Below are 25066 nucleotides of genomic sequence, written 5' to 3'. Positions count from 1 at the left end.
CCCGTCTCCAACAGCGGAAATCAGAGCACATGAACCACGCCCTGCAGGGTTTCGGTCTCGGCCTGCGCGTTGAGCACTATCGCGACTTTGTCGAGAGCAATCCGGCTGTCGATTGGCTGGAAATCATCAGCGAGAACTACATGGTGCCGGGCGGCAAGCCGCTCCATTATCTCGATTTAATCCGCCGCGACTACCCAATGGTGATGCACGGCGTTTCGCTGTCGATCGGCTCCTGTGATCCGCTCGACTTGAACTACCTCGCCACCCTCAAAGCGCTTGCGCAGCGCGTGGAGCCCGCGTGGATATCCGATCACCTGTGCTGGACGGGCGCCGACCACCACAACCTGCACGACCTCTTACCGATGCCGTACACCGAAGAGGCGCTGCGGCACCTTACCGCCCGCATCACTCAAGTGCAGGACTACCTCGGCCGCCGCATCCTGCTGGAAAACGTGTCGAGCTACATCGGCTTTGCGCAGGACGAAATGCAGGAATGGGAGTTCATTACCGAGCTCGCGCGGCGCGCTGATTGCCTGCTCTTGCTTGATGTGAACAACGTCCATGTCTCCAGCGTGAATCACGGCTTCAGTTCCCGCCGTTTCATCGATGCACTACCGGCCGACCGTGTTTACCAGATCCACCTAGCCGGCCACGAAGACCACGGCGACTATCTGATCGATACGCACGACCAGCCGGTCAGCGATGCGGTCTGGGATCTTTACGCATACACGGTGAGGCGATTGGGTCGAGTGCCAACGATGATCGAGCGCGACGACAACATCCCGACATTGCCCGAACTCATCTCGGAGCTGGATCGGGCTCGCGCCATTGCCGCCAGAGAAACCGTCGACAAGGTGGCGGCGTGATTAAGCTGATCGATCAGCAACGTGCACTGCGCAACGCACTGCTGTCGGCGATTTGCCCGCCGAATCTGCTGGCGGCCAGCCATACACCGGTTGAACCACGTTTCGCCATCTACGCCGATGCCTACCGCGGTCGTTTGATCGCCGCGCTGCGCGACAACTACCCTGTGCTTGCGGCGGTACTTGGCGACGACGACTTCGGGGAGCTGGGCGCCGCCTACCTGCAAGCGCACCCGTCCAGCCAGCCATCGATCCGTTGGTTTGGCGACGCCTTGCATAGCTATGTCTCCCGGCAACCGGAGCACCTTCCGCATCCCGCCCTGGCTGACCTGATTCGCCTCGAATGGGCTTTGGGACACGCGTTTGACGCTGCCGATGTTCCACCCGCAGCGCTGCAAGCGCTGGCGGCATGTGCGCCCGAGCATTGGCCTGCACTGCAGTTCTCATTGCATCCGAGCGTTACGGTACTGGCGCTTGAGTGGGCCGTCGAACCGCTGTGGCACCAGCTGCAGGCTGATCCGTATGCAGAATGTGAGCCGCCCGAGCTGGCACCGCACGAACTGCTGGTTTGGCGCCACCAACTTGCCACGCAGTTTCGCTGCCTGGCGCCAAATGAAGCCGCACTACTCCAGGCGCTTCAATCCGGCGAAACGCTAGGCGGGGCCAGCGAGCGAGTCTTTGCAGGCGAACCGCCCGAGGTCGCGGCGCAGCAACTGCTCGCCGCGCTCGCGCAGTTCGTCGATCACGGCGCGCTGGTCATGCGGGCCGACGGGTCGCATTGAGATTCATCGTCGCTTCAGGCCGGGCGAGGCATACTTCGCCTCCCTGAAGTCATACGGCTGTTCCCGATGAAATCAATCTGCGTTTTCTGCGGCGCACGCTCCGGCACCCGCCCGGTCTATCGCCAGTCCGCCATGGCACTTGGCAAACTGCTCGCCGAGCAAAATATCGAACTGGTGTGGGGCGGTGGCGACATCGGCCTGATGGGCATCGTTGCCGACGCAACGCTGGATGCCGGTGGGCGGACGTTCGGCGTAATCCCCGATTTCATGGTCGAGCGCGAGTTGCAGCACCGCGGCGCGACCGAAATGCGGGTCGTCGATTCGATGCACACCCGCAAGGCCGCGATGGCGGAGCGTGCCGAGGGTTTCGTCGCGCTACCCGGGGGCTATGGCACGCTGGATGAACTGTTCGAGATCCTGACCTGGGGGCAGTTGCACATCCATCGCAAGCCGATCGGCCTGCTCAACGTGGAAGGTTTCTATGAGCCGCTGATCGCGATGGTGCGGCACATGGTCAAGGAAGGTTTCGTGAAGCCGGAGAACCTCGATCTGTTCTGCGTTGGCGAAACGCCGGCAGCGCTGCTCGCTGCAATGCGCGCCTGGCGCGCGCCGGCTGGCGACTGGGTGCCACCGCTGAGCGCCAGCCAAGGCTGATCGCAGCCTGCCGCATCGTAACAATGCCGTGATACACGGCAGCGAGAATCGGGGCATTGTCGGAGACGATGCCCATGTACAGCAGCGAACGACTGATTCTGTTTGACGCGGATGGCACGACGGTCGACGCCTTCGCGGCCATTGACCTCGCTTTCGCGCGTCACGGCATGGAAATCGGTGATCTCGAGCGCTTCCAGAAGCGCCGCAAGCTGTTCAAGTATCTCGGCGGGATCAAGGAATTCCCCGGCAACCTCAAGAAGCAGTTCGGCAAGCACACACGCAAGCAATTGCTCGGCACGCTGACCGACATCTATCGCGACGAGGCCAGCCTGTACCCCGGCATGGCGGCCCTGCTGCAGGAGCTGATCGCCACGCCCGGCTTGCGCGTCGGGCTCGTGACACGGAACGTCACGCATGAACCAACGCAGACGCTGCGGCGGCTGTTCGCTCGGCACGATGTGGATCTCACGGCACTGGATTTTGTCGCGTGCCTCGCACTCGGCGATGACAAGCGTCACCCTTTCCGCATGGCACGCGAACGCTTCGGCATCAACCCGGCGCGCAGTTACGCGTGTGGTGACGAGTTCAGCGATTTCAGCGCCGCGGTAGCGGCCGGCATGCACCCTTTCATCGCCGCCTACGGATTCGAGGATCACAAGCGGCTGACGAAGAAGTTCGACGTGCCCGAGGAGCTGATTTCCCGCACGCCGGCCGATATCTGCGCACGCGTGCGGAACGCACTGGATCTGGCATCAGCCGGCCCCGACTAAGCCACTACGCGACGGAAAATGTCCGCCGCACGACCGCTGCCTTTGCAATCAGTCCGCTTGTGAAACAAACTGTCAGGTCATGACGACCCGATACAGTCACGCAGGTACCCCCAACCCGCTCCATTCGCTGATCGAGCCGCGCGCGCTGCTCGAAATCGCAGCCTTGCCCGCCGGCCTGCCGCTGCTCGCGAGCGCGGAACGCGGTGACGGGCATCCGGTGCTGCTGCTGCCCGGGTTCCTTGGTGACGAGGGCTCCCTGCTGGCGCTGAAGTACTTTCTGCGTAACCGCGGCTACGACGTCCAGACTTGGGGGCTGGGGCGCAACCTCGGCTTCCAGACGCGTCACGCCAACGCGCTGCAGCAGAAGATCCGTTTCATGCATTTCAAGAGCGGGCGCAAGGTCAGCCTTGTCGGCTGGAGCCTGGGCGGCATGTTCGCGCTTTACGGCGCCAAGGCGGCGCCAGAATGCGTGCGCAACATCATCACGCTCGGCAGCCCGGTCAGCATGGGCCCGGAAGGCAGCCAATCACCGCCGCTGGTGAAAGCGATCTACCGCCTCATAGCCCACCCGCTCGGTACCCACGGCCATCTCGCGCAGCCCAAGGCGCGCGACTTGCGCGAGCAGAAGCGGATGCCGATTCCGATGAGTTGCCTGTATTCGCTCAGCGACGGCGTGGTGCCGCCGCAGGAAGCGACCATCGACGGCGACCCCGCGCTGCACGAGAATATCCGCGTACCCGGCAGCCACCTTGGGCTCGCATTCAACGCGGTGGTGCTGAACATCGTGGCCGACCGGCTCGCACAGGCCGAAGGCGACTGGCACCCCTACGAGCCGACCGGACTGACAGGCCGCCTCTACCGCTTGTTGACCCACAAGTCCCTGCCGCTCTGACGCCATACCCAGACCATGCGACAACTCAGCGAACACGATGCCGCCTTCCTGTACTCGGACTCGGCGCACGCCAACTCGAACGTCACGCTGATCCACATCTACGATCAGTCCACGGCCCCCGGCGGGCGGGTTCGCTTCAAGGACATCCTCGCGCATATCGAAGGCCGGCTGCATCGCTCGCCGATCTTCCGGCAGAAGCTCAAGCGCCTGCCTTTCGATTTCGACTTCCCGTACTGGGTCGAAGACGACAACTTCGATCTGGAATTCCATGTGCGCCACATCGCGCTGCCCAAACCGGGCGACTGGCGCCAGTTCTGCATCCAGGTGTCGCGCATCCACGCCCGCCCGCTGGACCTCAACCGACCACTGTGGGAGATGTACGTGATCGAGGGGCTGGACAGTTTCTTCGACCTGCCGCCCGGCAGCTTCGCCCTTGTCACGAAACTGCACCACGCCGCGCTGGACGTTGAGGAAGGCAGCGAGATCACTTCGCTGCTGCACGACACCACGCCGAAGCCGCATCCGCCGGAGCCGCCGGAGCCCTGGTTCCCCGAAACGCCCCCGGGCGAGATATCGATGATGGCGCGCGGCCTGATTGGCAGCGTGTGGCCGCCGAGCCGGCTCGTACGCCCGGGCCTGAACCTGATGCGCACGCTGGCGCCGATGGTCACTACCTTCGTCAACGACGTACTCAATCGCCCCGCGCGGATCGCGCTGACCCGCTTCAATGCCCCGGTGTCGCCCTACCGCGCCTTTGAGACGCGCCGCTTCCCGCTCGATGATTTCAAACGCATCCGCGATCTCGTGCCCGGCGCGCGCATCAACGACGCGGTGCTCGCGGTATGTGGCGGTGCGCTTCGGCACTTCCTCGACATGCAGGGCGAGCTGCCCTCGGTGAGCTTGTGGGCGATGGCGCCGGTGTATATGCGCGACGCCGAAAACGAGCCAGGTACCCGGCGCGAGGTGGCGTGGATTCGCGTTCAGCTCGGTACCGACATCGCCGATCCGGTGCAGCGGCTGCACGCGATCCACGAACAGACGGCCAGCGAACTGATGGAACGTGGTGTTGGCGCGCGCGAGCTGACCGACAGCCGCCTGCATGCCTCGGCGGCAACGCTTGCCTTCACGAGCAAATTCCTGACACGCGCTGCGATGGAAGTCGACAAGCGCGCGCCGCGTGCCAACTGCACGATCACCAATGTGCCGGGGCCGGACGAAGCGCTCTACCTGATCGGCGCGCGGATGACGTATTTCTCCGCGCTGATGCCGATCACCGACGGGCAAGGCCTTGTATTCGCCGTCACCAGCTACGACGGCAAGATCATCGTGTCGCCGACCTTCTGCCGCGAGCAGATGCCTGAGCCCGAGGTCTTTGCGCAGAGTATCCGCGACAGCTTCCAGGAATATCTGGCGATTGCTGACACCCGCCGCGAGGTAAAAAAAACCGCGCCGGCACGCAAGAAGACAACACGGACCACGCTGATTCGCAGCGGCCGGCCCGAGGCGACGATTTCGTCACGCCCCGCTACACCACGTAAGCGCGGCGCCGCCAAGGCCGACGACCACGCAGCGAAGGATTGATCAGCGCAGCAGCGCGACGTAGATGCCGGCCAGCACAGCAGTGGTGATCACGCCGCTGATGTTGGCGCCCAAGGCCTGCGGCAGAATCATCGCCGTCGGCGATGCGTCCGCGGCAATCTTCTGCACCAGCTTGGCCGTTGTCGGCACGCAGCTCACGCCTGCAACGCCCACCATCGGATTGAAGCGGCCGCGCGTGAAGAAGTACATCGCATAGCCACCGGCAAGCCCGCCCAGCGCCGAAAGCAGTAAAGCCAGCATGCCTAGCAGCAGGAGCTTCAGCACAACCGGGTCTAGCAAGGTGCCGGCTTCGCACAGCACACCCAGTGTGAGCCCTAGGAAGAAGGTCGCGCCGTAGAGGATCTGTTCACCCAGCAGCACCGTGTAGTGCTTGAGGCCCGCCTCCCGCACCGCCACGCCGATGAACAGCGACAGGAACAGCGGCGCAGCAACCGGGAACAGCAGGCACAGCAGCACGCACGCGGCCACCGCGAAGATCAGCTTATGTCCGGCGCTGATCTGCTTCACCGGCGCATCATCCATCGAAATGCCACGCAGCCGTTCGGGCACCAGCGCCTTGATGATCCACGGATACGCACCATAGGTGAGGCCCAGATACAGGTAGCCCACCACCGTGATCGGCACGAACAGCTCGCGCGCCAGCACCAAGGATGCAAACAGCACCATCGGCCCATCGGCGCCGCCGATCAGCGCCACCGAGGCGGATTGGCCCGGCGTCATGCCCATCGCCAATGCGATCGGAAAGACCACCACCGTGCCCAACTCTGCGCACAGCGCCAGGAACATGCTCTGGAACGGGCGTGCCATTACGTAGCCGACATCGAGCAACACCCCGATGCCCATGAACACCAGGCACGCGATCAGGCCATTGCTGAACATCAGCGTGTAGATCGGCTGCAACCAGTCGATCTGCAACTGGTTCATCACCGCATCGGTGCCATTCGCGAGCGGGTCCACGAACAAGGTGCCGAAGGTGCCCGGCTTGATGAACAGCACGCCGGCGTTGACCGCCGCCATGCCGAGGCCCATCGGCACCATCAACAACTCTTCGAGTATCCCGCGCTTGCCCAGCCACACCAGCACGCAGCCCAGCACGATCAGCGTGATCCGGCCCAGCGCGATCTTCGGTTCAGCCGCCAGCAGGGTCGCCACGCCCTGGAACAACTGCATGCTCAGGATGTCGTGCATCGCGCTTCTTTCAACCGAGCCGCAACAAGACTTGCCCCGCGGAAACCGTATCGCCGGCAACCACTTCGATTGATTTCACCGTCCCCGCGCTGTTGGCGAAGATTGCGTTCTTCATCTTCATCGCTTCAATCGTCGCAAGTCGGTCACCGGCCGCAACAGACTGCCCGACCGTCACGCTGACTTCGTCGACCGTGCCACCCAGGTGACTGACCACCGCGCCCTGTGCTGGCGGAGCGGCGCTCTGAGCAGCCGCGGCGCTGACGACGGCGGACACCGGTTGCACAAAGGCCGGGGCGGGCTGGGATACGGCCGATGTCGACGGCGCGCCGTCAAGTTCCTCGACGGTCACCATGAAAACCTGGCCATCTACCGTTATGCGGAAGCTGCGCTCCATGCTCTGCCTCACTGACTGGGAGATCGGCCCGGCGAACGGGCCAGATGATGAGAATCATGCTGCGCCGCGCGCGCCCCGGATACCCAGGTGTGGCCGCGCTCGGCGGTTTCGATGCGGACGATCCGGTAACTGCCCAGCACCTCGTTGAGTGCGGCGCTGATCGCGGCAACCTGTGCTGGCGTGGGCGTTGCCGGTCGCGCTGTCGAGGGCTGTGCTGCCACGAAAGGCGGCGACACCTCGCGCCGCCGCGTCGCGTCCAGCGTGACCACGAGCAGGTGAATCAAACCTGCCACCGCAAAGCTCACGACAGCAGCGAGCAGGTAGATCTGAACGGTGATCGGTAGTGTCATGGCCGATTCACAGCGGAATGTTGCCGTGCTTCTTGGCCGGCCGGCGTTCGCGCTTGGCAAGCGTCTTGCGCAACGCAAGCCGCAGCGCAGCGCGCGTTTCGGCGGGCTGGATCACGTCAGTGATGTAGCCGCGGGCGGCCGATGCGTAAGGCGACGCGAACTCGGCACGATAAGCCGCGGCATATTCCGCCGCCTTCTCGGCACGATCCTCGGCCTGCTCGATTTCGCGGCGATAGAGCAGCTTCACCGCCGCGTCCGCGCCCATCACGGCGATCTCGGCAGTCGGCCATGCGAACACCATGTCGGCGCCCATCTCCTGGCTGCACATCGCGAGGTAGGAGCCGCCATAGGCCTTGCGCAGCACCAGCGTAATCTTCGGCACCGTGCAGGACGCGTACGCAAACAGGAGCTTTGCACCATGCCGGATGATCGCCCCCCGCTCCTGCTCCACGCCCGGCAGGAAGCCCGGTACGTCCACCAGCGTTACCAGCGGAATGTTGAAGGCGTTGCAGAAGCGGATGAAGCGTGAGGCCTTGTCCGACGCGTTGATGTCCAGCGCGCCGGCCATCACCTGCGGTTGATTCGCCACGATCCCGACCACAACGCCGCCGATCCGCGCCAGCCCCACGATGATGTTGCGCGCAAAGCTCGCATGCACTTCGAGCAACTCGCCGTCGTCGACGATGCGGCGGATCACGGCCGGCATGTCCAGCGGCTCGTTCGCCTGGTCCGGGATCAGCGCATCGATCGCGTCGTCATGCGAGAGATCCAGCCCCGGATCGAGCCGGTGTGGCGGATCTTCGGTGTTGTTGGCCGGCAGATAGGAGAGCAGCGAGCGGACAATCGCAATCGCGTGCGCATCGTCTTCCGCGAGGAAGTGAACATTGCCGCTCACCGCCGCATGCATTTCGGCGCCGCCGACCTCGTCCATCGTCGTTTCGTGCCCCGTCACCGCCTTGATGACTTCCGGCCCGGTGATGAACATCTGCGCGTTGCGCCGCGTCATCACGATGAAATCCATCAGCGCAGGCGAATAGGCCGCACCACCGGCACACGGCCCCAGCACCGCCGCGATCTGAGGCACCACGCCGGAAAGCAGCACGTTGGCGTAGAAAACTTCGCCGTAGCCCGAGAGCGCATCGACCCCTTCCTGGATTCGCGCGCCCCCCGAGTCCTTGAACGCCACCAGAGGAATGCCCTGCGCCAGCGCGAAATTCATCAGGCGCACGATCTTGTTGGCATGTGCCTTGCCGAGCGTGCCGGCACAGACGGTGAAGTCCTGGCTGAACGCAGCGACATGCTGACCATCGACGAAACCGGTGCCGGTCACCACACCGTCGGACGGCAAGGACTTGCCCTCCATACCGAACGCATGGGCGTCGTGCGTTACATGCGCGCCGAATTCCTGATAGGTGCCTTGCTGGAACAGTGTTTCGAGTCGCTCACGGGCACCCAGCTGCCCCTTCTTGTGGCGCTGCTCGAGTTTGTCGGCGCCACCGGCAAGCAGAATGGCTGCGCGTCGCTCCTCAAGGAGCCGAGCCAGTTTCGGGGGAAGAGTCATGACGGCCTCGCGTTCCCGGAGCCGCCTTGATTGGGCAACTCACGCAGGACACGCTACGCCGCAGCGAGTGTCGTCCGCTTGACAGTCATCAATCCCGGAAGGACAAATGCACCAATCAGCGGCCGTAAAGGTCGCGCGCCGCGCCTTGCAGGTCGCGGCGCAGTTGTCGACGCTCCTCGGCGCTGAGTCGCCGAACCGCAGGAGTGGGCTCGCTGTCGTATCGCGCGTCGAGGCGGCCAGTGCGCCGCCCCTCGTCAAGGCGATCGGTCTGGTGTTCGCGCCAGTCGTCGCGGCGCTGTTCTTTCTGCTCGGCGCGCAACTCTTCGCGCAATCCGGACTGCGTCGCGCGCTTTTCAAAGCCGTGGCCAAAACGCAAACCTTCCGCCACGGCAGGATGTGCGAACGCCACCAGCAGGGCTGCGACCGCCCCGCCTCCTACGCTACGCCACATCGCCTTCACCATTTGATTCCCCTGCGAATGCGGGACGAGATCCACGCTTCAGTGAAGCCATCTTCGCCGCTCGGCGCGAATGATATGTTTGACGCTGGCCGTTCCTTGTTACGAGGTGTTTCATGTCGCCGATTCCGCAACGAACCTTTACCTGCCTTGCGCTGGCGACAGCGCGTGCGAGCCGTTAGCATGTGCGCCATGGAAACCAAAGAACGCCACCGTATCCTGATCGTCGACGACGATGCCCGCCTGCGCAACCTGCTGGAGCGCTATCTTGAGGAGCAAGGCTTTGGCGTAAAGGCCGTTGCCGACGCACCGGCGATGGATCGCGCCCTGACCCGCGAGCACGCTGATCTGCTGGTGCTGGATCTGATGCTGCCCGGCGAGGACGGCCTTTCGATCTGCCGCCGCCTGCGCGGAAACGGCAGCGAGCTGCCGATCATCATGCTGACGGCGAAGGGCGATGAAGTCGATCGCATCGTCGGTCTCGAAATGGGTGCCGACGACTACCTGCCCAAACCTTTCAACCCGCGCGAGCTGGTGGCCCGCATTCACGCTGTACTGCGCCGCAAGCCGCGCACGCCGCCCGGCGCGCCAGCCGAGGATGAGGAAGTGGTCAGCTTCGGCCGTGTCACGGTCAACCTTGGCACGCGATCCCTGACCCGCGACGGCGAAGAAATGCCGCTCACCACGGGCGAATTTGCGCTGCTGAAAGTGCTTTTGCAGCATCCGCGCCAACCGCTGTCGCGCGACAAGCTGATGGAACTGGCTCGCGGCCGTGAATACGACGCCTTCGATCGATCGATCGACGTGCAGATCTCGCGCCTGAGAAAGCTGGTCGAAGAAGAGGCCTCCCGCCCCCGCTACCTGCAAACGGTTTGGGGCTTTGGCTATGTCTTCGTGCCGGACGGCCAGCGCAGCAGCTGACACCCTGTACTAAGTGCGTATTCGCTTTGCGCCCAGCAGCCTGCTGTGGCGCACCTTCTTCCTGATCGCGCTGCTGATCGGCCTTGCGCTGGCCGCGTGGTTCCAGCTGTTCGTTCGCTTCGAATCGGAGCCGCGCGCGCGCCAGCTCGGCCAGATGTTGGTCAGCGTGGTGAACCTCACCCGCGCTGCACTGGTGAACGCCGACCCGCTGTTGCGACTCGCGCTGCTGCGTGATCTTTCAGTGCAGGAAGGCATCCGCATCTATCCTGCGGAGCCTGGCGATGAGCTGGGGCCTCTGCCCGATTCACCGACGATCCGCGTCATTGCCGCCGAGGTCAGCCGGCAGCTCGGTAGCGAAACCCGTTTCGCCGGCAGCCGTGAGGGCATCGAGGGCATCTGGGTCAGTTTCCGGATCGATCCTGATGATCCGAACGATTTGTTCTGGGTGATGTTGCCGCGCGAGCGCTTCGAGCGTGTCCGCACTGCGGAGTGGCTTGGCTGGGGCATAGCGGCCGGCATTCTCGCCATGCTGGGCGCCTACCTGATCGTGCGTCGCGTCGCAGTACCGATGGCGCAGATCGCTGCAGCGGCGCGGATGGTGGGCCGTGGTGAGCCTCCGCCGCGCCTGCCGGAAGAAGGCCCGAGCGAGATCAACGAGGTGAGCCGCGCGTTCAATCAGATGTCGGACAACCTCGCGCAACTCGAGTCCGATCGCGCACTGATCCTCGCTGGCGTATCGCATGACCTGCGCACACCACTGGCCCGCCTGCGTCTCGGCATCGAGATGACGGGCGCGCATCCCGACGATATCGAAGCGATGTCGGCCGACGTCGAGGAAATGGACAAGATCATCGGCCAGTTCCTCGACTTCGCCCGCGGTAGTGCGGACGAGGCGTTCGCCGATATGGATGGCACCGCGCTCGCGAACGATCTCATCCAGAGTTATCAGCGACGCGGTCTGGCGAACGTTGTCGCAGGCGATATCGCGGGCGCTGCGCTGCCCTTCAAGGGAAAGCCGAAGGCTTTACGCCGCGCCATCTCAAACCTGATCGACAATGCGCTGCGCTATGCCGGCAGCGAAGCGCCGATCGAAGTAGGCTGCGAACGCCGCGGTGCCCACCTTGTCTTCTCGATCAAGGACAGAGGGCCCGGCATCCCTGCCGACCAGGTGGAACGACTCAAACGCCCATTCACCCGGCTTGAGGCGGCGCGTACCGATGCGATGGGCTCCGGCCTCGGGCTCGCGATCGTAGATCGCGTTGCGCGCGCACACGGCGGCCGTCTCGATCTTCTGCAGCGCGAAGGCGGCGGTCTGCTCGCGCAGATCCTGGTTCAGCAGGCTTCACGCGCAACGAGCAACGCATAACGACGACATCGCTATAATGGCCGGCTGATATGAAGATACTTTTTGACCTTTTCCCCGTTCTGCTGTTCTTCATTGCCTACAAGTTCGCCGACATCTACGTCGCGACGGGTGTGGCAGTGGCAGCTACGGTGCTACAGCTGGCTTGGGCCTACTTCATCCATCGCAAGGTCGAGCCGATGATGTGGTTCTCGGCCGTGGTCGTGGTGATTTTCGGCACGCTGACGCTGGTGCTGCACGATCCGACCTTCATCAAGTGGAAGCCGACGATCATCTATTGGGGCATGGCGATCGCGATGGCGGTCACGCAGTGGGGATTCCGTCGCAACCCGATGCAGGCCGTGTTCGGCTCGCAGCTTGAGCTCCCGGAAGAAGCCTGGCGCAAGCTCAACTTCTCGTGGATGGCCTTCTTCGCGGTGATGGGCGTGATCAACATCGCAGTGGCCTATCGCTTCTCCGAACAGGCCTGGGTCAACTTCAAGCTGTTCGGCGGTACCGGTTTGATGCTGGTGTTCGTGGTGGTGCAGAGCCTGATGCTCTCCCGCTACCTTGACGAGGAAAAGAAGTAATGCTGTACGCCTTGACGGGTGAAGACACCCCGAACAGCCTCGACAAACGTCTCGCTGCGCGGCCGGTCCATCTGGCCCGCCTGCAGGCGCTTGCAGACGCCGGCCGCTTGCTGCTCGCGGGGCCGATGCCTGCGATCGACAGCCCCGATCCTGGCCCGGCCGGCTTCGTCGGTAGCCTGATCGTCGCCGAATTCGCGAGCCAGACCGAAGCGGAAGCCTGGATGGCCGCGGACCCCTACGTCACCGAGGGCGTTTTTGCCCGCACCACGGTTCGCCCCTTCAAACGCGTACTGCCCTGATGAGCGCCTTGATCGACGAAATCCGGTCACGCCTGACGGAACTTGACCCGCTTGCGCTCACGCTCGAAGACGAGAGTGCGCGCCATGCCGGCCACGCCGGCGCTGCGGGCGGCGGCGGGCATTTCCGCCTGCATATCGTTTCACCCCTGTTTTCCGGCAAATCGCGGATCGCTCGCCATCGCGCGGTGTATGCACGACTCGCCGACATGATTCCGGCCAGGATTCACGCGCTCGCCATCGACGCGCGAACCCCGGATGAATCTGCCTCACCCCACGCTTGACCAAACCAGAGGAACTCCATGAAACGTGAAATCAGCCGACTGCTCGTCGGTATCGTTGCCGCCGCGATCTCGGTTGCGGCCTCCGCCGATGACAAGGCTGCCGCAAAACCGGCTGCCGCTCCGGCTGCCAAGTCTTCTGGCCCCGTTGCTACGGTGAATGGCGTTGCCATCCCGCAGGCACAGGCCGACCTGTTCATGCAAGAGCAAATGCAGCGCGGTGCGCCCGACAATGCTGAAGTGCGCAACGCGATCCGCGAAGAGCTGGTCCGTCGTGAAGTGATCGCCCAGGAAGCGAAGAAGAAGGGTGTCGACAAGAACCCGCGCTTCCAGACCGCAATGCAGCTGATGCAGCGCTCGGCCCTTGTCGGCGCCTACCTCGAAGACTACGTCAAGACGCATCCGATTCCGGAAGCCGACGTAAAGAAGGCCTACGACGAGCTCGTCGCCAAGAGCGCCAAGAAGGAATACAAGGCCCGCCACATCCTCGTCGAGAAGGAAGACGACGCCAAGGCGATCATCACCAAGCTCAAGGGCGGCGCCAAGTTCGCCGACCTGGCGAAGGACAGCAAGGATACTGGCTCCAAGGACAACGGTGGCGACCTCGGCTGGAATTCGCCCGATGCCTACGTGAAGCCGTTTGGCGAAGCGCTCGGCAAGCTGCAGAAGGGCAAGTACACGACCGAGCCGGTCAAGACCGATTTCGGCTACCACGTGATCCTGCTGGACGACTCGCGTGACGCGACGCCGCCGGCCTATGACCAGGTCAAGGCCAACATCCAGCAGCGTCTGCAACAGCAAGCCGTCGAGAAGCACATCGGCGAGCTGAAGAAGGCCGCCAAGATCCAGTAAGCGGATTTCTACGCATCAACAAAACGGCCCTTGCGGGCCGTTTTGCTTTTGTGTGCTCAGTCCGTTATGGCTGGCGGCGGTAGCGTCTCGAGGAAGGCAACCGCGTCGGACGAGCGACGCGTGCGAGCCATTGGCGGCAGGCTTTGCCAGACACGTCGGCCATAGGGTTTGTCGATCATGCGCGGGTCGCAGATCATCAAGACGCCGCGGTCGCGCTCGGTGCGGATCAGGCGCCCTGCCCCCTGCTTGACGTTGATCACCGATCGCGGCAGCTGGTAATCCATGAAGGGGTTTCGCCCCTCAGAACGCATCCATTCGATACGCGCGGCCAGCACCGGATCATCCGGTGGTGCGAAGGGCAGCTTGTCGATCACGACGAGCGAGAGCGCGTCGCCCGGCACATCGACGCCCTCCCAGAAACTCTGGCTGGCGACCAGCACCGCGTTACCCAACTTGCGGAAACGCTCAAGCAATTCGCTGCGCGAACCCTGCCCTTGCATCAGCAGCGGGAAATCCAGCGCCTCGCGCTCAAAACGGCTCGCAAGCTGCTCATGGATGCGCTGCATCGCGCGTAAGGCCGTGCAGAGGACGAACGTACGCCCCTGTGCAGCACGTATCGCGGGCAGCGCAGCCTCGACCACCGCGTCCACATAGCCGGGGCTGTTCGGGTCGGGCATGCCTTCGGGTGCGTACAGCAAGGCCTGTGTGGCGTAATCGAACGGGCTGCCCCACACCGCGGTGTCGGGTGGCGGTTCCAGCGCGTCGAGGCCGAGTTCCTCGCAGTAGTGCCGGAAATCGCGCCCAACCGCGAGCGTGGCCGAGGTAAAGATCCACGAACGCGCGGTGCCTTCCAGCTGTTTGCGGAAGAGTCCGGCCACATGCAGCGGTGTGGCGTTGAGCGACGCAGACTGGCTGTACACCTCGGCCCAGCGAACGATTTCCGGCCCCGGCGGCATGCGCCAGCGCGTAATGCGTTCCGAGATTTCGGAGGTGCGCTGCCAGCAACGTTCAAGGCCCTCGGAGCGTTCGGCCTGCGTTTCGAGCAGGGCGGCAAACGCGTCCATCTCCCGAACCAGCGAATCGAGCGCCGGCTCGAGGCCTTTCAAACTGCCGAGTTGATTCCAGCCGAGCCGTTGGTTGTCACCCGGGAAGGCCAGCCGCAGATCGCGGGCCGCCTTTTCCAGCGAACGGGTCGCATCCTGCAAGGGCATGAAATCCTTGGCGCCGGCAATTGCCTCGTTGCGAGTGTCCCGCGCGAGATCCAACAGTTGCCCGGTCGAGATACTCTCGCCGAAGAACAGGCTGGCCGTCTCGGGCAGTTGGTGCGCTTCGTCGAAGATCACTGTGTTGCAGGCCGGCAGCAACTCAGCGAGACCGGTGTCGCGCAGCATCACATCAGCAAAGAAGAGGTGGTGATTGACCACCACGACCTCGGCTTCTTGCGCAGCGCGGCGCGCGGCGAGGACGAAGCATTCCTTGACGCTCGGACAGTCCTGCCCGAGGCAGTTGTCGCGTGTCGAGGTGACTTGTTGCCACACCCCAGCATCTTCGGAAACGTCCGGGCACTCGGCCTTATCGCCGGTTGAGGTGTGCTTGGCCCAGCGTACGATTTTGGGCAAATGCAGCGCATCTTCGCGGGTGGCGAATCGGCCATCGCTCTGTGCCCGCTCCAGGTGATAGTGGCACAGGTAGTTCGCACGCCCTTTGAGCAACGCGACGCTGACCGGCACGCGTAGCGCGTCGCGCACCGCAGGCAGATCGCGATGGAATAGTTGGTCCTGCAGCGTCTTGGTGCCGGTGGAGACGATCACCTTGCCGCCGGAGAGCAGCGCGGGCACAAGGTAGGCAAAGGTCTTCCCGGTGCCGGTGCCGGCTTCGGCGACGAGCACCCGATTGCCCTTGATGGCGTCGGCGATCGCCTGCGCCATCTCGAACTGCTGAGGACGCGGCCGGTAACCGGCAATGCGTTGGGCGAGCGCGCCGTCTTCGGCGAAGTAGCTGGAGAGTTCTTTCATGGCGGCGGGCGCGTGGGTCGGCGATGTTAGCACGGCCGATGGATGACCCTGGCCGCCGCGGGCCGATCACACTGGGCGATGGCGCTCCGCCAGATACTCGCGCGAGCGCATCTCGATCAGGCGCGATACGGTGCGGGGGAATTCCTGCGCATTCGGCCCCTCGCGATAAAGATCAGGCGCTTCGGCTGCCGCGCTGATAATCAGCTTCACGCGGCAGTCGTAGAGCACATCGACAAGCCAGGTAAAACGCCGTGCCTCGTTGCCGTTGTCGCGCGTCATGACCGGAATGTCGGACAGGAATATCGTGTGGTAGCGCCGGGCAAGGTCAAGGTAGTCATTTTGCGAGCGAGGGCCGCCGCAAAGCGTCGCAAAATCGAACCACACCGTACCTTCATGCAGGCGCCGTACCGGAATCTGGCGATCGAGCAATTCGATCTGGCCCGGCATGCCCTTGCCACCGGCCACCTGCCTGAATTCATTGGCCAACTGCTCGTCCGCATTGGCACCTGCTGGCACGATGTAGATGTTCATGCGCTCAAGCGCGCGCAAGCGGTAGTCCGTGCCCTGATCAACTTCGAGCACATCGAAACGCCGCTTGATCAGGTCGATGGTTGGCAGGAAATTCTGCCGTTGCAGCCCATTCGGATAGAGGCCGTCCGGCGGGTAATTCGAGGTCATCACGAACACCACACCGCGTGCGAACAGGGCGTCCAGCAGACGGCCGAGGATCATCGCGTCGGCGATGTCAGAAACGTGGAACTCGTCGAAGCACATCAGCCGGGTTTGGCGGGCAATCGTCTCGGCCACGCGGATCAGCGGGTCTTCGTTGTCCTTGAAGCTGCGCAGCAGCTCATGCACTTCCCGCATGAACGCATGGAAGTGAACCCGACGCTTGCGCTGGTAAGGCACCGCGTCGAAGAAGCAATCCATGATGAAGCTCTTGCCGCGCCCAACCCCCCCCCAGAGATAAACGCTGCGTGGCGGGTGCGGGTTGAACACCAGCTTGCGCAAGCGCGTTCGGCGAACTGCCTTGAAGGCCAGCAGATCGGTGTAGAGATCCTGCAAACGCGCGATGGCGCCGCGTTGTGCCGCGTCGGCCTTGTACCCACGGGCCTTCAGCAGGGATTCATAGGCGTCGCGGACGCCAAATTCGGGAACGTTGAGGATGCGGTGCGGCATGGCTGCTGCGTATCGAAATAGAAAACGGCCGTTCTCGGTCGATAGACCGATGAACGGCCGTCCGGTTGCAATGCTTTAGAAGTGCAGCGAACGCTTGTCGACTGCCAGCGCGGCTTCGTGCATCACTTCCGACAGGGTCGGGTGGGCATGGGCGGTGCGGGCCAGGTCTTCAGACGACGCGCCGAACTCCATCGCGACGACCGCCTCGGCGATCAGCTCCGACGCGTTGGTGCCGATGATGTGAGCACCGAGGATCTGATCAGTCTCGGCATGCGCCAGAACCTTCACGAAACCCGTGGTGTCGCCCTGCCCCAAGGCACGGCCGTTCGCCATGAACGGGATTTGACCCGCCTTGAACGGAATACCCGCAGCCTTCAGATCCTGCTCGGTCTTGCCGACCCAGGCGATCTCCGGCTGGGTGTAGATGACCCACGGAATCGTGTCGTAGTTGCAGTGCCCCGCCTGACCGGCGATGCATTCGGCCACCATGACGCCCTCTTCCATGCCCTTGTGCGCCAGCATCGGCCCCCGCACCACATCACCGACCGCCCATACGTTGCGTAGATTGGTCGAACAGTGATCGTCCACTTCGATTCGGCCACGGGCATCAAGCTTGAGCCCGACGGCTGCTGCGTTGAGCCCTTCGGTATTCGGCGTACGGCCCACCGCCACGACCAGCTTGTCGAACTCGAGGACCTGGTCGCCTTCGTCGTTCTCGTACTTCACGGAGACCGTGTTGGGGCCGGTCGTCACTTCCTTGATCTGCACGCCAAGCTGGATGTTCAAACCCTGCTTCTTCGTGAAGACTTTCCAGGCTTCCTTCGCCACCGCCTGATCGGCTGCCGCCAGGAAGTCCGGCAGCGCCTCAAGAATGGTGACCTCGGAGCCAAGGCGCTTCCAGACGCTGCCCATTTCAAGGCCGATCACGCCAGCACCGATCACGCCCAGGCGCTTCGGTACGGACTCCGTCTTGAGCGCACCTTCGTTGTCGACGATGTTGACGTTGTCGACCGGGATCCCCGGCAGATGCCGCGCACGCGAACCGGTGGCAACGATCACATGCTTGGCGACGACATCTTCGTTGCCAACCTTCATCTTCCAGAGGCCGTCGGCCTCCGCGACGAAGCTTCCGTGACCGGCAAGGAAGGTGACCTTGTACTTCTTGAACAGCCCTTTGATGCCGCTGGTGAGCTGCGTGACGATGTTGTCCTTGCGGCGGATCATCGAGGGCACATCGATCGACACACCTTCGACCTTGATGCCATGCATCACGAAGGCGTGCGTCGCGTGGTCGTAGAGTTCCGACGAATACAACAGCGCCTTCGACGGGATGCAGCCGACGTTAAGGCAGGTGCCACCCAGACGCGGCTCGCCTTTCGGATCGGCATACGCCGCAGATTCGCAACAGGCTGCTTTCAGCCCCAGCTGCGCCGCACGGATGGCGGCGACGTAACCAGCGGGCCCGCCGCCGATCACCAGTACATCGAATTCCTGAGCCATTGAACGCTCCGATCGTGATTACCCGGCGTTCTCGTCGGGTACAAAAATCCAGCAGAGGACGTAGGCGAACACACCTACACCGGCGAAGCAGGCCATCAGCACCCACAGAAGGCGCCAGACCCACGACTCTATCCCGGTCATCCGGCCGATGCCGCCGCAGACGCCACCGATCCAGCGGTCGTCGCGTGAGCGGCGCAATCCGTTGATCGCCGCCGACCCCGCGGTGCTGCCGCGGGGGGCTTCATCACCCAGGAGGCGGGCTTTCGCAGTAGCGAATTCCGCTTCCGTCAGTGCCCCGCTTTCTTTCAGCTGGTGCAGCTTGGCGATTTCATCGGCGACGGACATTGATTGCCTCCGGTCAGACTTCCAGCAGCAGACGCGCCGGATCCTCCAGTGCTTCCTTCATGGTGACCAAGCCGAGCACTGCCTCGCGGCCGTCGATGATCCGGTGGTCATACGACATCGCAAGGTAGTTGATCGGACGGATCACGACCTGACCGTTCTCAACCACCGGACGATCCTTGGTGGCGTGAATGCCGAGGATCGCCGATTGCGGCGGGTTGATGATCGGCGTCGACAGCATCGAACCGAAGATGCCGCCGTTCGAGATCGAGAACGTGCCGCCAGTCAGATCTTCGATCGACAGCTTGCCATCGCGCGCCTTGGCGCCGAACTCGGCAATCTTCTTCTCGATTTCGGCCAGCGTCATCTGGTCGGCATTGCGCAGGATCGGCACCACCAAGCCGCGCGGCGAACCCACCGCGATACCGATGTCAAAGTAGCCGTGGTAGACGATGTCGTTGCCATCGACCGAGGCATTGAGCACCGGGTACTTCTTCAGCGCGGCGACTGCGGCCTTCACGAAGAAGGACATGAAGCCCAGCTTCACGCCGTGCTCCTTCTCGAACTTCTCCTGGTACTTCTTGCGCATCTCCATCACCGGCGCCATGTTGACCTCGTTGAACGTGGTCAGGATGGCGTTGGTGGCTTGCGACTGCAGCAGGCGCTCGGCGACGCGGGCGCGCAGGCGGCTCATCGGCACGCGCTGCTCTGGGCGATCTGCCAGCACGGACTCCACCGCCACTGGTGCCGGCGGCTGCGGCAGAGCCGATGCGGTCGAGCCCACTGCCGGCAGCGTCGACGGCACCACGGCGGCCTTGGTCACCGTATGGGTCGTGGTGCCGAGCGCATCGGCCTTGGTCACGCGACCGCCAGGGCCGGTGCCCTGCACGCTGGAAGCATCAACGCCCTTTTCGGCGAGGATCTTGCGCGCGGCCGGGCCCATGCCAGACGGCGCTGCTGCGGCCGCAGCGGCTGGTGCCGGCGCCGCGGCTGGCGCTGCACTCGCTGCGGGTGCCGAGGCACCGGCAGTGGCTTCGGTATCGATCTGGGCGATCAGATCACCGCTGGTAACGCTCGAGCCGTTGCCCTTGATGATCTTGACCAGCACGCCGGCGGCGGGTGCCGGCGTCTCGAGCACCACCTTGTCGGTCTCGATGTCGATCAGGTTTTCGTCACGAGCGACAGCATCGCCCTCCTTCTTGTGCCAGCTCACCAGCGTCGCTTCGGACACCGATTCGGAAAGCTGCGGGACTTTCACTTCGATCAGCATTTTTTCTTCCCTCTATGTGCTTTCTGACGCGCGAGCTCAGCGGCTCGGAGCGACGTCCTGATTCAGTTCACCGAACGCGCCCTCGATCACCGCCTTCTGCTGCACCTGGTGCTTAGCGTAGTAGCCGACCGCGGGCGAGGCCGAGGCCGGACGGCTGACGAGGTAGAGGTGGTGGCTCTTGCCTAGCGAACGGGCGAGATGCTGGCGGGAGACGATCCAGTACCAGGCACCCTGGTTACGCGGCTCTTCCTGACACCACACCACTTCCTGCGCGTTGGGGTATTTGCCCAGCTCTTTGGCAAACGCCTCATTCGGGAAGGGATAGAGTTGTTCGATACGCACGACGGCCGTGTTCTGGATGCCCTTGGCACGGCGTTCGGCGACCAGTTCGTAGTAGATCTTGCCGGAGCACAGCACGACGCGCGTGACGGCCTTGGGATCAAGCGGATCCACTTCGCCGATCACGGTGCGGAAACGGCCATCCGAGAGTTCGTCAAGCGTCGAAACCGCGTCCTTGTGGCGCAGCAGCGACTTCGGCGTCATCACGATCAGCGGCTTGCGAAGCTTGCGCACCATCTGACGGCGCAACAGGTGGAAGATCTGCGACGGCGTCGAAGGCACACAGACCTGCCAGTTATTCTCGGCACACAACTGCATGTAGCGCTCAAGGCGCGCCGAAGAGTGCTCCGGGCCCTGACCTTCGTAACCATGCGGCAGCAGCATCGTGATGCCCGACAAGCGGCCCCACTTCGCTTCGCCGGAACTGATGAACTGATCGATCACGACCTGCGCACCGTTGGCGAAGTCGCCGAACTGGCCTTCCCACACCACGAGATGATTCGGTTCTGCGGTCGCGAACCCGTACTCGAACGCGAGCACGGCGTTCTCGGACAGCACCGAGTCGATCACCGTGAAGGGTGCCTGATTCTCCTGGATGTGCTGGGCCGGCACGTAGATGCCTGCATCCCACACCTCGCGGTTCTGGTCGTGCAGCACGGCGTGGCGATGGAAGAAGGTGCCACGCCCTGCGTCTTGACCGGACAGACGCACGCCGAAGCCTTCGGCCACGAGCGATGCGTAAGCGAGGTTCTCGCCCATACCCCAGTCAAGCGGCAGCTTGCCCTCGCCCATCGCGCGACGATCTTCAATGATCTTCGCGACGCGCGAATGCAGCGTGATGCCCGACGGCACATCGGTCAGGCGTTGGGCAAGGCGACGCAGCTCAGCCTGCGGCACCGAGGTGTCGCACTCGTCGGTGTATTCCTTCTTGAGGAACGGGGTCCAGTCCTGCGCAAACTTGCGTGTGTAGCCCGAGAGCACCGGGTTGTAGAGCAGCTCCCCGCGGTCGAGTGCGGCGCGGTACTCGGTGATCATCTGATCCGGTTCGTCGGCGCGGCACACACCCAGCCCAACCAGGCGATCCGCGTACAGCTTGCGCGAACCCGGGTGAGCATTCACCTTCTTGTACATCAGCGGCTGCGTGACCATCGGCTCGTCCTGCTCGTTGTGACCGAGCTTGCGGTAGCAGATGATGTCGACGACCACGTCCTTCTTGAAGGTCTGGCGGAATTCGACGGCGATCTGGCATACCAACGCGACCGCTTCCGGGTCATCGCCATTGACGTGGAAGATCGGCGCTTCGACCATCTTGAACACGTCGGTACAGTAGATCGACGAGCGCAGGTCGCGCGGATCGGAGGTGGTGAAACCGATCTGGTTGTTGATCACGATGTGGATCGTGCCACCGGTGCCGAAACCCCGCGTCTGCGAGAAGTTCAGCATTTCCTGATTCACGCCCTGCCCCGCCACCGCCGCATCGCCGTGGATCAGCACCGGCAGCGCGCAGAGCTTTTCCGCTTCGGAACGGCGCTGCTGACGTGCATACACCGAACCTTCGACCACCGGGTTCACGATTTCAAGGTGCGAGGGGTTGAAGGCCAGCGTCAGGTGCACCGGGCCACCGGGGGTGCTGACATCCGACGAGAAGCCCATGTGGTACTTCACGTCGCCGGCGGACAGATCCGCCGCGTGCTTGCCCTCGAACTCCGAGAACAGCATCGCCGGCTGCTTGCCCAGCGTGTTGACCAGCACGTTAAGGCGGCCACGGTGGGCCATGCCGATCACGATTTCCTGCACGCCGGCGGTACCGGCATGGTTGATGATCGTGTCCATCGCAACGATGGCCGACTCGCCGCCTTCGAGCGAGAAGCGCTTCTGGCCAACGTAGCGGGTGTGGAGGTACTTCTCCAGCGTTTCCGCCGCAGTCATCCGCTCAAGGATGCGCTTGCGCTGTTCGACGCTGAAATTCGGCCGGCTGCGGTTCGGCTCCAGCTTGCTCTGGATCCAGCGCTTCTGGCCGATGTCGGAGAGGTACATGTACTCCGTAGCGACCGTGCCGCAGTAGGTTTCGCGCGCAGATTCCAGGATCTCGCGCAGCGTAGCCTGCTGGCCATTCGGAAAGTGGAAGGAGCCGGTGTTGAACTGCTGGCTCAGGTCGGCCTCGGTGAAACCGTAGAAGGACGGCTCCAATTCGGCGATCTGCGGACGCTCCTGACGCTTGAGCGGATCGATCTGTGCCCAACGGTTACCGAGGAAGCGGTAAGCGTTGATCATTTGAAGCACGCCGATCTGACGCTTGTCGGCAATACCGACCGCGGACGTCGCGAGCTTGTTCTGCTTCGCCATCTGGGCGAAGGATGCGATGACCGGTGCGTGGGCGACGTCGCGCGTCACGGCACCAGGCATGTTCTGCAGGGCGTCGAAATAATCTCGCCACTGTTCCGGAACGCTGGCCGGGTTATCGAGGTAGGACTCGTAGAGTTCCTCGATGAACGGCGCATTGCTCCCGAACAGATAGGAGTTGCCCATAAACTGTCTCATCATTGGAGCCACCTGTCTTTCTGCGGGTGAATGAAGCACGCCGCACAGCGTTCCGGTGGAAGCCACTCACACCGGAAAAAACGGGACGGGGAGACTCTCCCCCCAGATCGTCAGCCCGCCCCGCGGTCAAACACTGTTGCGACTTGCCATCTGCTGTGTCAGCGCAAGCCGATCGGGGTAACGTCGCGTTTTGCGGCGCCCACGTAAAGCTGACGCGGACGGCCGATCTTGTAGTCGGCGTCGGTAAGCATTTCCTCCCACTGGCTCATCCAGCCAACGGTGCGCGCAAGGGCGAAAATGCAGGTGAACATCGAAGTCGGAATCCCCAGCGCGCTTTGCACGATGCCGGAGTAGAAGTCGACGTTCGGGTAGAGCTTCTTCTCGACGAAGTACGGATCTTCCAGCGCGATGCGCTCAAGTTCCATCGCGAGCTTGAACAGTTTGCTGTCGTGCAGACCGAGCTCGTGCAGCACTTCGTGGCAGGTCTCCCGCATCAGCTTGGCGCGCGGGTCGTAGTTCTTGTACACACGGTGGCCAAAGCCCATCAGCTTGAAGGAATCGTTCTTGTCCTTCGCGCGCTTGATGTACTCGCCCACGCGCGACACATCGCCGATCTCTTCCAGCATGTTGAGGCAGGCTTCGTTCGCGCCACCGTGGGCGGGGCCCCACAGGCAGGCGATACCGGCCGAGATGCACGCAAACGGATTGGCACCCGACGAACCCGCCAGACGCACGGTGGAGGTCGATGCGTTCTGTTCGTGGTCGGCGTGCAGGATCAGGATGCGGTCGAGCGCCTTCGCCAGCACCGGGTTCGGCACGTACTTCTCGCACGGCGTACCGAACATCATGTGCATGAAGTTCTCGGTGTAGTCGAGGTCGTTGCGCGGGTACATGAACGGCTCGCCGACCGAGTACTTGTACGCCATCGCGACGATGGTGGGCATCTTCGCCAGGATGCGGTGGAAGGACACCGTGCGGTGTTCCTGATCCGAGAAGTCGGCTGCATCGTGGTAGAAGGCCGACAGCGCGCCGACCACGCCCACGCACACCGCCATCGGGTGCGCGTCACGGCGGAAGCCCTGGTAGAAGCGGGTCAGCTGTTCGTGCACCATCGTGTGGCGCTGGATCGATTTCACGAAGGCTTCCTTCTGCTTCACGGTGGGCAGTTCGCCCTCCCGCAGCAGGTAGGCCGTTTCTAGGAAGTCGCACTTCTCGGCGAGTTGCTCGATCGGGTAGCCGCGATACATCAGCTCACCCTTGTCGCCGTCGATGTAGGTGATCTTCGACTGGCAGCTGGCCGTGGACAGGAAGCCCGGGTCAAAGGTGAAGTTACCGGTCGAGCCGTAGAGCTTGCGAATGTCGATGACGTCCGGCCCGTGTACGCCAGACATCACCGGGAATTCGACGCTATTGCCATCGATGGTCAGCGTAGCGGTGCGTTGAGTCGTCATGATTCGTCCCTTCTGTGCCAGTGATTGCAGTAATCCATCGGATACCGCGCCCGTCATGCCTGACGGATGGCGGCGATCAAGCTTTTCCATTCTTCGACCGGGCATTCTTCCCGGCCGCCTACCCATTTCCACAGCTCAATGTCGTCCGTGGTGAGCATGTCGAGCAGCGTTTCGAGCTCGGCGTCGCTCAGGGCATCGAGATGCTTCGCGTAGTAACGCGTGAAGAAGATGTCGAGTTCCAGCAGGCCCCGGCGGCTACGCCACTTCACGCGTTCCTTGAGTGCGCTCATCGTGTGCTCAGACGGCCCGGCGGACCATCATGTCCTTGATCTTGCCGATCGCGCGCGTCGGGTTGAGGCCCTTCGGGCACACGTCCACGCAGTTCATGATGGTGTGGCAGCGGAACAGGCGATACGGGTCTTCGAGGTTGTCGAGGCGCTCGCTGGTCGCTTGGTCACGCGTGTCGGCGATGAAGCGGTAGGCCGCCAGCAGACCGGCGGGGCCGACGAATTTGTCCGGGTTCCACCAGAAAGACGGGCACGAGGTGGAGCAACTCGCGCACAGGATGCATTCGTACAGCCCGTTGAGCTCTTCGCGGTCTTCCGGCGATTGCAGGCGCTCACGCTCGGGCGCCGGG

At 63.3% G+C, this 25066-nt stretch carries 26 protein-coding genes; 12 read left to right on the top strand and 14 right to left on the bottom strand.

What is annotated here, in order from left to right:
* Positions 1-29 precede the first annotated feature (29 nt).
* The 6 genes from ACE3P0_RS10125 (at position 30) to ACE3P0_RS10100 (ending at position 5542) form a co-directional block, all read left to right on the top strand.
* Positions 30-866 carry a DUF692 domain-containing protein gene (locus tag ACE3P0_RS10125; RefSeq protein ID WP_374402436.1) on the top strand — a complete coding sequence of 279 codons (837 nt, stop codon included), beginning with the start codon at positions 30-32 and terminating at the stop codon, positions 864-866.
* Positions 863-1645, top strand: a complete 783-nt coding sequence (locus ACE3P0_RS10120; RefSeq protein ID WP_374402435.1) for a putative DNA-binding domain-containing protein — start codon at positions 863-865, stop codon at positions 1643-1645. The genes ACE3P0_RS10125 and ACE3P0_RS10120 overlap by 4 nt, the downstream gene beginning before the upstream one ends.
* Positions 1646-1711: 66 nt before the next feature.
* Positions 1712-2299 (top strand): TIGR00730 family Rossman fold protein, encoded by a 588-nt coding sequence (locus ACE3P0_RS10115; RefSeq protein ID WP_374402433.1) that lies wholly within the window; start codon positions 1712-1714, stop codon positions 2297-2299.
* Positions 2300-2373: 74 nt separating this feature from the next.
* Positions 2374-3069 carry an HAD family hydrolase gene (locus ACE3P0_RS10110; protein WP_374402431.1) on the top strand — a complete coding sequence of 232 codons (696 nt, stop codon included), beginning with the start codon at positions 2374-2376 and terminating at the stop codon, positions 3067-3069.
* A gap of 79 nt (positions 3070-3148) precedes the next feature.
* Positions 3149-3961, top strand: a complete 813-nt coding sequence (locus ACE3P0_RS10105; protein ID WP_374402429.1) for an esterase/lipase family protein — start codon at positions 3149-3151, stop codon at positions 3959-3961.
* Positions 3962-3976: 15 nt separating this feature from the next.
* Complete coding sequence (locus ACE3P0_RS10100; protein WP_374402427.1) at positions 3977-5542, top strand: wax ester/triacylglycerol synthase family O-acyltransferase; 1566 nt, start codon at positions 3977-3979, stop codon at positions 5540-5542.
* On the opposite strand, the gene ACE3P0_RS10095 is transcribed toward ACE3P0_RS10100, so the two are convergent.
* From ACE3P0_RS10095 to ACE3P0_RS10075, 5 genes are all read right to left on the bottom strand, one after another.
* Positions 5543-6748, bottom strand: a complete 1206-nt coding sequence (locus ACE3P0_RS10095) for a sodium ion-translocating decarboxylase subunit beta (RefSeq protein WP_374402425.1) — start codon at positions 6746-6748, stop codon at positions 5543-5545.
* A 10-nt stretch (positions 6749-6758) separates the two neighbouring features.
* The gene (locus ACE3P0_RS10090) at positions 6759-7142 is read right to left on the bottom strand and encodes a biotin/lipoyl-containing protein (protein ID WP_374402422.1); all 384 of its coding nucleotides are present in this window, start codon (positions 7140-7142) and stop codon (positions 6759-6761) included.
* 8 nt (positions 7143-7150) lie between these two features.
* On the bottom strand, positions 7151-7492 hold the full coding sequence (locus ACE3P0_RS10085; protein WP_374402420.1) for a hypothetical protein: 342 nt from the start codon (positions 7490-7492) through the stop codon (positions 7151-7153).
* Between the two features lie 7 nt (positions 7493-7499).
* Positions 7500-9053: an acyl-CoA carboxylase subunit beta gene (locus ACE3P0_RS10080; protein ID WP_374402417.1), complete on the bottom strand. Its 1554-nt coding sequence runs from the start codon at positions 9051-9053 to the stop codon at positions 7500-7502.
* A gap of 115 nt (positions 9054-9168) precedes the next feature.
* On the bottom strand, positions 9169-9516 hold the full coding sequence (locus tag ACE3P0_RS10075; protein WP_374402415.1) for a hypothetical protein: 348 nt from the start codon (positions 9514-9516) through the stop codon (positions 9169-9171).
* A gap of 186 nt (positions 9517-9702) precedes the next feature.
* Between ACE3P0_RS10075 and ompR the strand changes: the two genes are divergently transcribed.
* Genes ompR through ACE3P0_RS10045 form a run of 6 tightly spaced genes read left to right on the top strand, consistent with a single transcriptional unit; the run spans position 9703 to position 13792 of the window.
* Entirely contained in the window at positions 9703-10431 is a 729-nt protein-coding gene (gene ompR / locus ACE3P0_RS10070; RefSeq protein ID WP_172199667.1) for a two-component system response regulator OmpR, read from the top strand.
* 13 nt (positions 10432-10444) lie between these two features.
* Entirely contained in the window at positions 10445-11797 is a 1353-nt protein-coding gene (locus tag ACE3P0_RS10065) for an ATP-binding protein (RefSeq protein ID WP_374402412.1), read from the top strand.
* 29 nt (positions 11798-11826) lie between these two features.
* The gene (locus tag ACE3P0_RS10060; RefSeq protein WP_374402410.1) at positions 11827-12363 is read left to right on the top strand and encodes a septation protein A; all 537 of its coding nucleotides are present in this window, start codon (positions 11827-11829) and stop codon (positions 12361-12363) included.
* The gene (locus ACE3P0_RS10055) at positions 12363-12662 is read left to right on the top strand and encodes a YciI family protein (protein WP_374402409.1); all 300 of its coding nucleotides are present in this window, start codon (positions 12363-12365) and stop codon (positions 12660-12662) included. The genes ACE3P0_RS10060 and ACE3P0_RS10055 overlap by 1 nt, the downstream gene beginning before the upstream one ends.
* The gene (locus ACE3P0_RS10050; protein ID WP_374402406.1) at positions 12662-12943 is read left to right on the top strand and encodes a BolA family protein; all 282 of its coding nucleotides are present in this window, start codon (positions 12662-12664) and stop codon (positions 12941-12943) included. The genes ACE3P0_RS10055 and ACE3P0_RS10050 overlap by 1 nt, the downstream gene beginning before the upstream one ends.
* 18 nt (positions 12944-12961) lie before the next feature.
* On the top strand, positions 12962-13792 hold the full coding sequence (locus tag ACE3P0_RS10045) for a peptidylprolyl isomerase (protein WP_172199636.1): 831 nt from the start codon (positions 12962-12964) through the stop codon (positions 13790-13792).
* Positions 13793-13848: 56 nt separating this feature from the next.
* On the opposite strand, the gene ACE3P0_RS10040 is transcribed toward ACE3P0_RS10045, so the two are convergent.
* The 9 genes from ACE3P0_RS10040 to ACE3P0_RS10000 form a co-directional block, all read right to left on the bottom strand.
* On the bottom strand, positions 13849-15807 hold the full coding sequence (locus tag ACE3P0_RS10040) for an ATP-dependent DNA helicase (RefSeq protein WP_374402404.1): 1959 nt from the start codon (positions 15805-15807) through the stop codon (positions 13849-13851).
* Between the two features lie 66 nt (positions 15808-15873).
* On the bottom strand, positions 15874-16986 hold the full coding sequence (gene zapE / locus ACE3P0_RS10035; RefSeq protein ID WP_374402402.1) for a cell division protein ZapE: 1113 nt from the start codon (positions 16984-16986) through the stop codon (positions 15874-15876).
* A gap of 75 nt (positions 16987-17061) precedes the next feature.
* On the bottom strand, positions 17062-18486 hold the full coding sequence (lpdA, locus tag ACE3P0_RS10030) for a dihydrolipoyl dehydrogenase (protein WP_172199627.1): 1425 nt from the start codon (positions 18484-18486) through the stop codon (positions 17062-17064).
* Between the two features lie 18 nt (positions 18487-18504).
* On the bottom strand, positions 18505-18831 hold the full coding sequence (locus ACE3P0_RS10025) for a PspC domain-containing protein (RefSeq protein ID WP_374402398.1): 327 nt from the start codon (positions 18829-18831) through the stop codon (positions 18505-18507).
* A gap of 13 nt (positions 18832-18844) precedes the next feature.
* Positions 18845-20098 (bottom strand): 2-oxoglutarate dehydrogenase complex dihydrolipoyllysine-residue succinyltransferase, encoded by a 1254-nt coding sequence (gene odhB / locus ACE3P0_RS10020; protein WP_374402397.1) that lies wholly within the window; start codon positions 20096-20098, stop codon positions 18845-18847.
* 36 nt (positions 20099-20134) lie between these two features.
* Positions 20135-22981 carry a 2-oxoglutarate dehydrogenase E1 component gene (locus ACE3P0_RS10015; RefSeq protein WP_374402395.1) on the bottom strand — a complete coding sequence of 949 codons (2847 nt, stop codon included), beginning with the start codon at positions 22979-22981 and terminating at the stop codon, positions 20135-20137.
* 155 nt (positions 22982-23136) lie between these two features.
* On the bottom strand, positions 23137-24429 hold the full coding sequence (gltA, locus tag ACE3P0_RS10010; protein WP_172199615.1) for a citrate synthase: 1293 nt from the start codon (positions 24427-24429) through the stop codon (positions 23137-23139).
* Between the two features lie 53 nt (positions 24430-24482).
* On the bottom strand, positions 24483-24719 hold the full coding sequence (locus ACE3P0_RS10005; protein ID WP_172199612.1) for a succinate dehydrogenase assembly factor 2: 237 nt from the start codon (positions 24717-24719) through the stop codon (positions 24483-24485).
* 7 nt (positions 24720-24726) lie between these two features.
* Positions 24727-25066 (bottom strand): 4Fe-4S dicluster domain-containing protein (locus ACE3P0_RS10000; protein WP_374402392.1); only part of this gene is annotated, 340 nt, incomplete at its 5' end.

Origin of the sequence: Niveibacterium sp. (assembly GCF_041909475.1) — a bacterium.
Classification (GTDB): Bacteria; Pseudomonadota; Gammaproteobacteria; order Burkholderiales; family Rhodocyclaceae; genus Niveibacterium.
The sequence above is the reverse complement of the archived record's forward strand: the minus strand, read 5'-3'. Positions and strand labels throughout refer to the sequence as shown.

Excerpts from the sequence above, each read along its gene's own strand:
- ACE3P0_RS10125 (WP_374402436.1), top strand. The coding sequence starts at position 30 with ATGAACCACGCCCTGCAGGGTTTCGGTCTCGGCCTGCGCGTTGAGCAC.
- ACE3P0_RS10115 (WP_374402433.1), top strand. The coding sequence starts at position 1,712 with ATGAAATCAATCTGCGTTTTCTGCGGCGCACGCTCCGGCACCCGCCCG.
- ACE3P0_RS10110 (WP_374402431.1), top strand. The coding sequence starts at position 2,374 with ATGTACAGCAGCGAACGACTGATTCTGTTTGACGCGGATGGCACGACG.
- ACE3P0_RS10105 (WP_374402429.1), top strand. The coding sequence starts at position 3,149 with ATGACGACCCGATACAGTCACGCAGGTACCCCCAACCCGCTCCATTCG.
- ACE3P0_RS10100 (WP_374402427.1), top strand. The coding sequence starts at position 3,977 with ATGCGACAACTCAGCGAACACGATGCCGCCTTCCTGTACTCGGACTCG.
- ACE3P0_RS10095 (WP_374402425.1), bottom strand. The coding sequence starts at position 6,748 with ATGCACGACATCCTGAGCATGCAGTTGTTCCAGGGCGTGGCGACCCTG.
- ACE3P0_RS10090 (WP_374402422.1), bottom strand. The coding sequence starts at position 7,142 with ATGGAGCGCAGCTTCCGCATAACGGTAGATGGCCAGGTTTTCATGGTG.
- ACE3P0_RS10085 (WP_374402420.1), bottom strand. The coding sequence starts at position 7,492 with ATGACACTACCGATCACCGTTCAGATCTACCTGCTCGCTGCTGTCGTG.
- ACE3P0_RS10080 (WP_374402417.1), bottom strand. The coding sequence starts at position 9,053 with ATGACTCTTCCCCCGAAACTGGCTCGGCTCCTTGAGGAGCGACGCGCA.
- ACE3P0_RS10075 (WP_374402415.1), bottom strand. The coding sequence starts at position 9,516 with ATGGTGAAGGCGATGTGGCGTAGCGTAGGAGGCGGGGCGGTCGCAGCC.
- ompR (WP_172199667.1), top strand. The coding sequence starts at position 9,703 with ATGGAAACCAAAGAACGCCACCGTATCCTGATCGTCGACGACGATGCC.
- ACE3P0_RS10060 (WP_374402410.1), top strand. The coding sequence starts at position 11,827 with ATGAAGATACTTTTTGACCTTTTCCCCGTTCTGCTGTTCTTCATTGCC.
- ACE3P0_RS10055 (WP_374402409.1), top strand. The coding sequence starts at position 12,363 with ATGCTGTACGCCTTGACGGGTGAAGACACCCCGAACAGCCTCGACAAA.
- ACE3P0_RS10050 (WP_374402406.1), top strand. The coding sequence starts at position 12,662 with ATGAGCGCCTTGATCGACGAAATCCGGTCACGCCTGACGGAACTTGAC.
- ACE3P0_RS10045 (WP_172199636.1), top strand. The coding sequence starts at position 12,962 with ATGAAACGTGAAATCAGCCGACTGCTCGTCGGTATCGTTGCCGCCGCG.
- ACE3P0_RS10040 (WP_374402404.1), bottom strand. The coding sequence starts at position 15,807 with ATGAAAGAACTCTCCAGCTACTTCGCCGAAGACGGCGCGCTCGCCCAA.
- zapE (WP_374402402.1), bottom strand. The coding sequence starts at position 16,986 with ATGCCGCACCGCATCCTCAACGTTCCCGAATTTGGCGTCCGCGACGCC.
- lpdA (WP_172199627.1), bottom strand. The coding sequence starts at position 18,486 with ATGGCTCAGGAATTCGATGTACTGGTGATCGGCGGCGGGCCCGCTGGT.
- ACE3P0_RS10025 (WP_374402398.1), bottom strand. The coding sequence starts at position 18,831 with ATGTCCGTCGCCGATGAAATCGCCAAGCTGCACCAGCTGAAAGAAAGC.
- odhB (WP_374402397.1), bottom strand. The coding sequence starts at position 20,098 with ATGCTGATCGAAGTGAAAGTCCCGCAGCTTTCCGAATCGGTGTCCGAA.
- ACE3P0_RS10015 (WP_374402395.1), bottom strand. The coding sequence starts at position 22,981 with ATGATGAGACAGTTTATGGGCAACTCCTATCTGTTCGGGAGCAATGCG.
- gltA (WP_172199615.1), bottom strand. The coding sequence starts at position 24,429 with ATGACGACTCAACGCACCGCTACGCTGACCATCGATGGCAATAGCGTC.
- ACE3P0_RS10005 (WP_172199612.1), bottom strand. The coding sequence starts at position 24,719 with ATGAGCGCACTCAAGGAACGCGTGAAGTGGCGTAGCCGCCGGGGCCTG.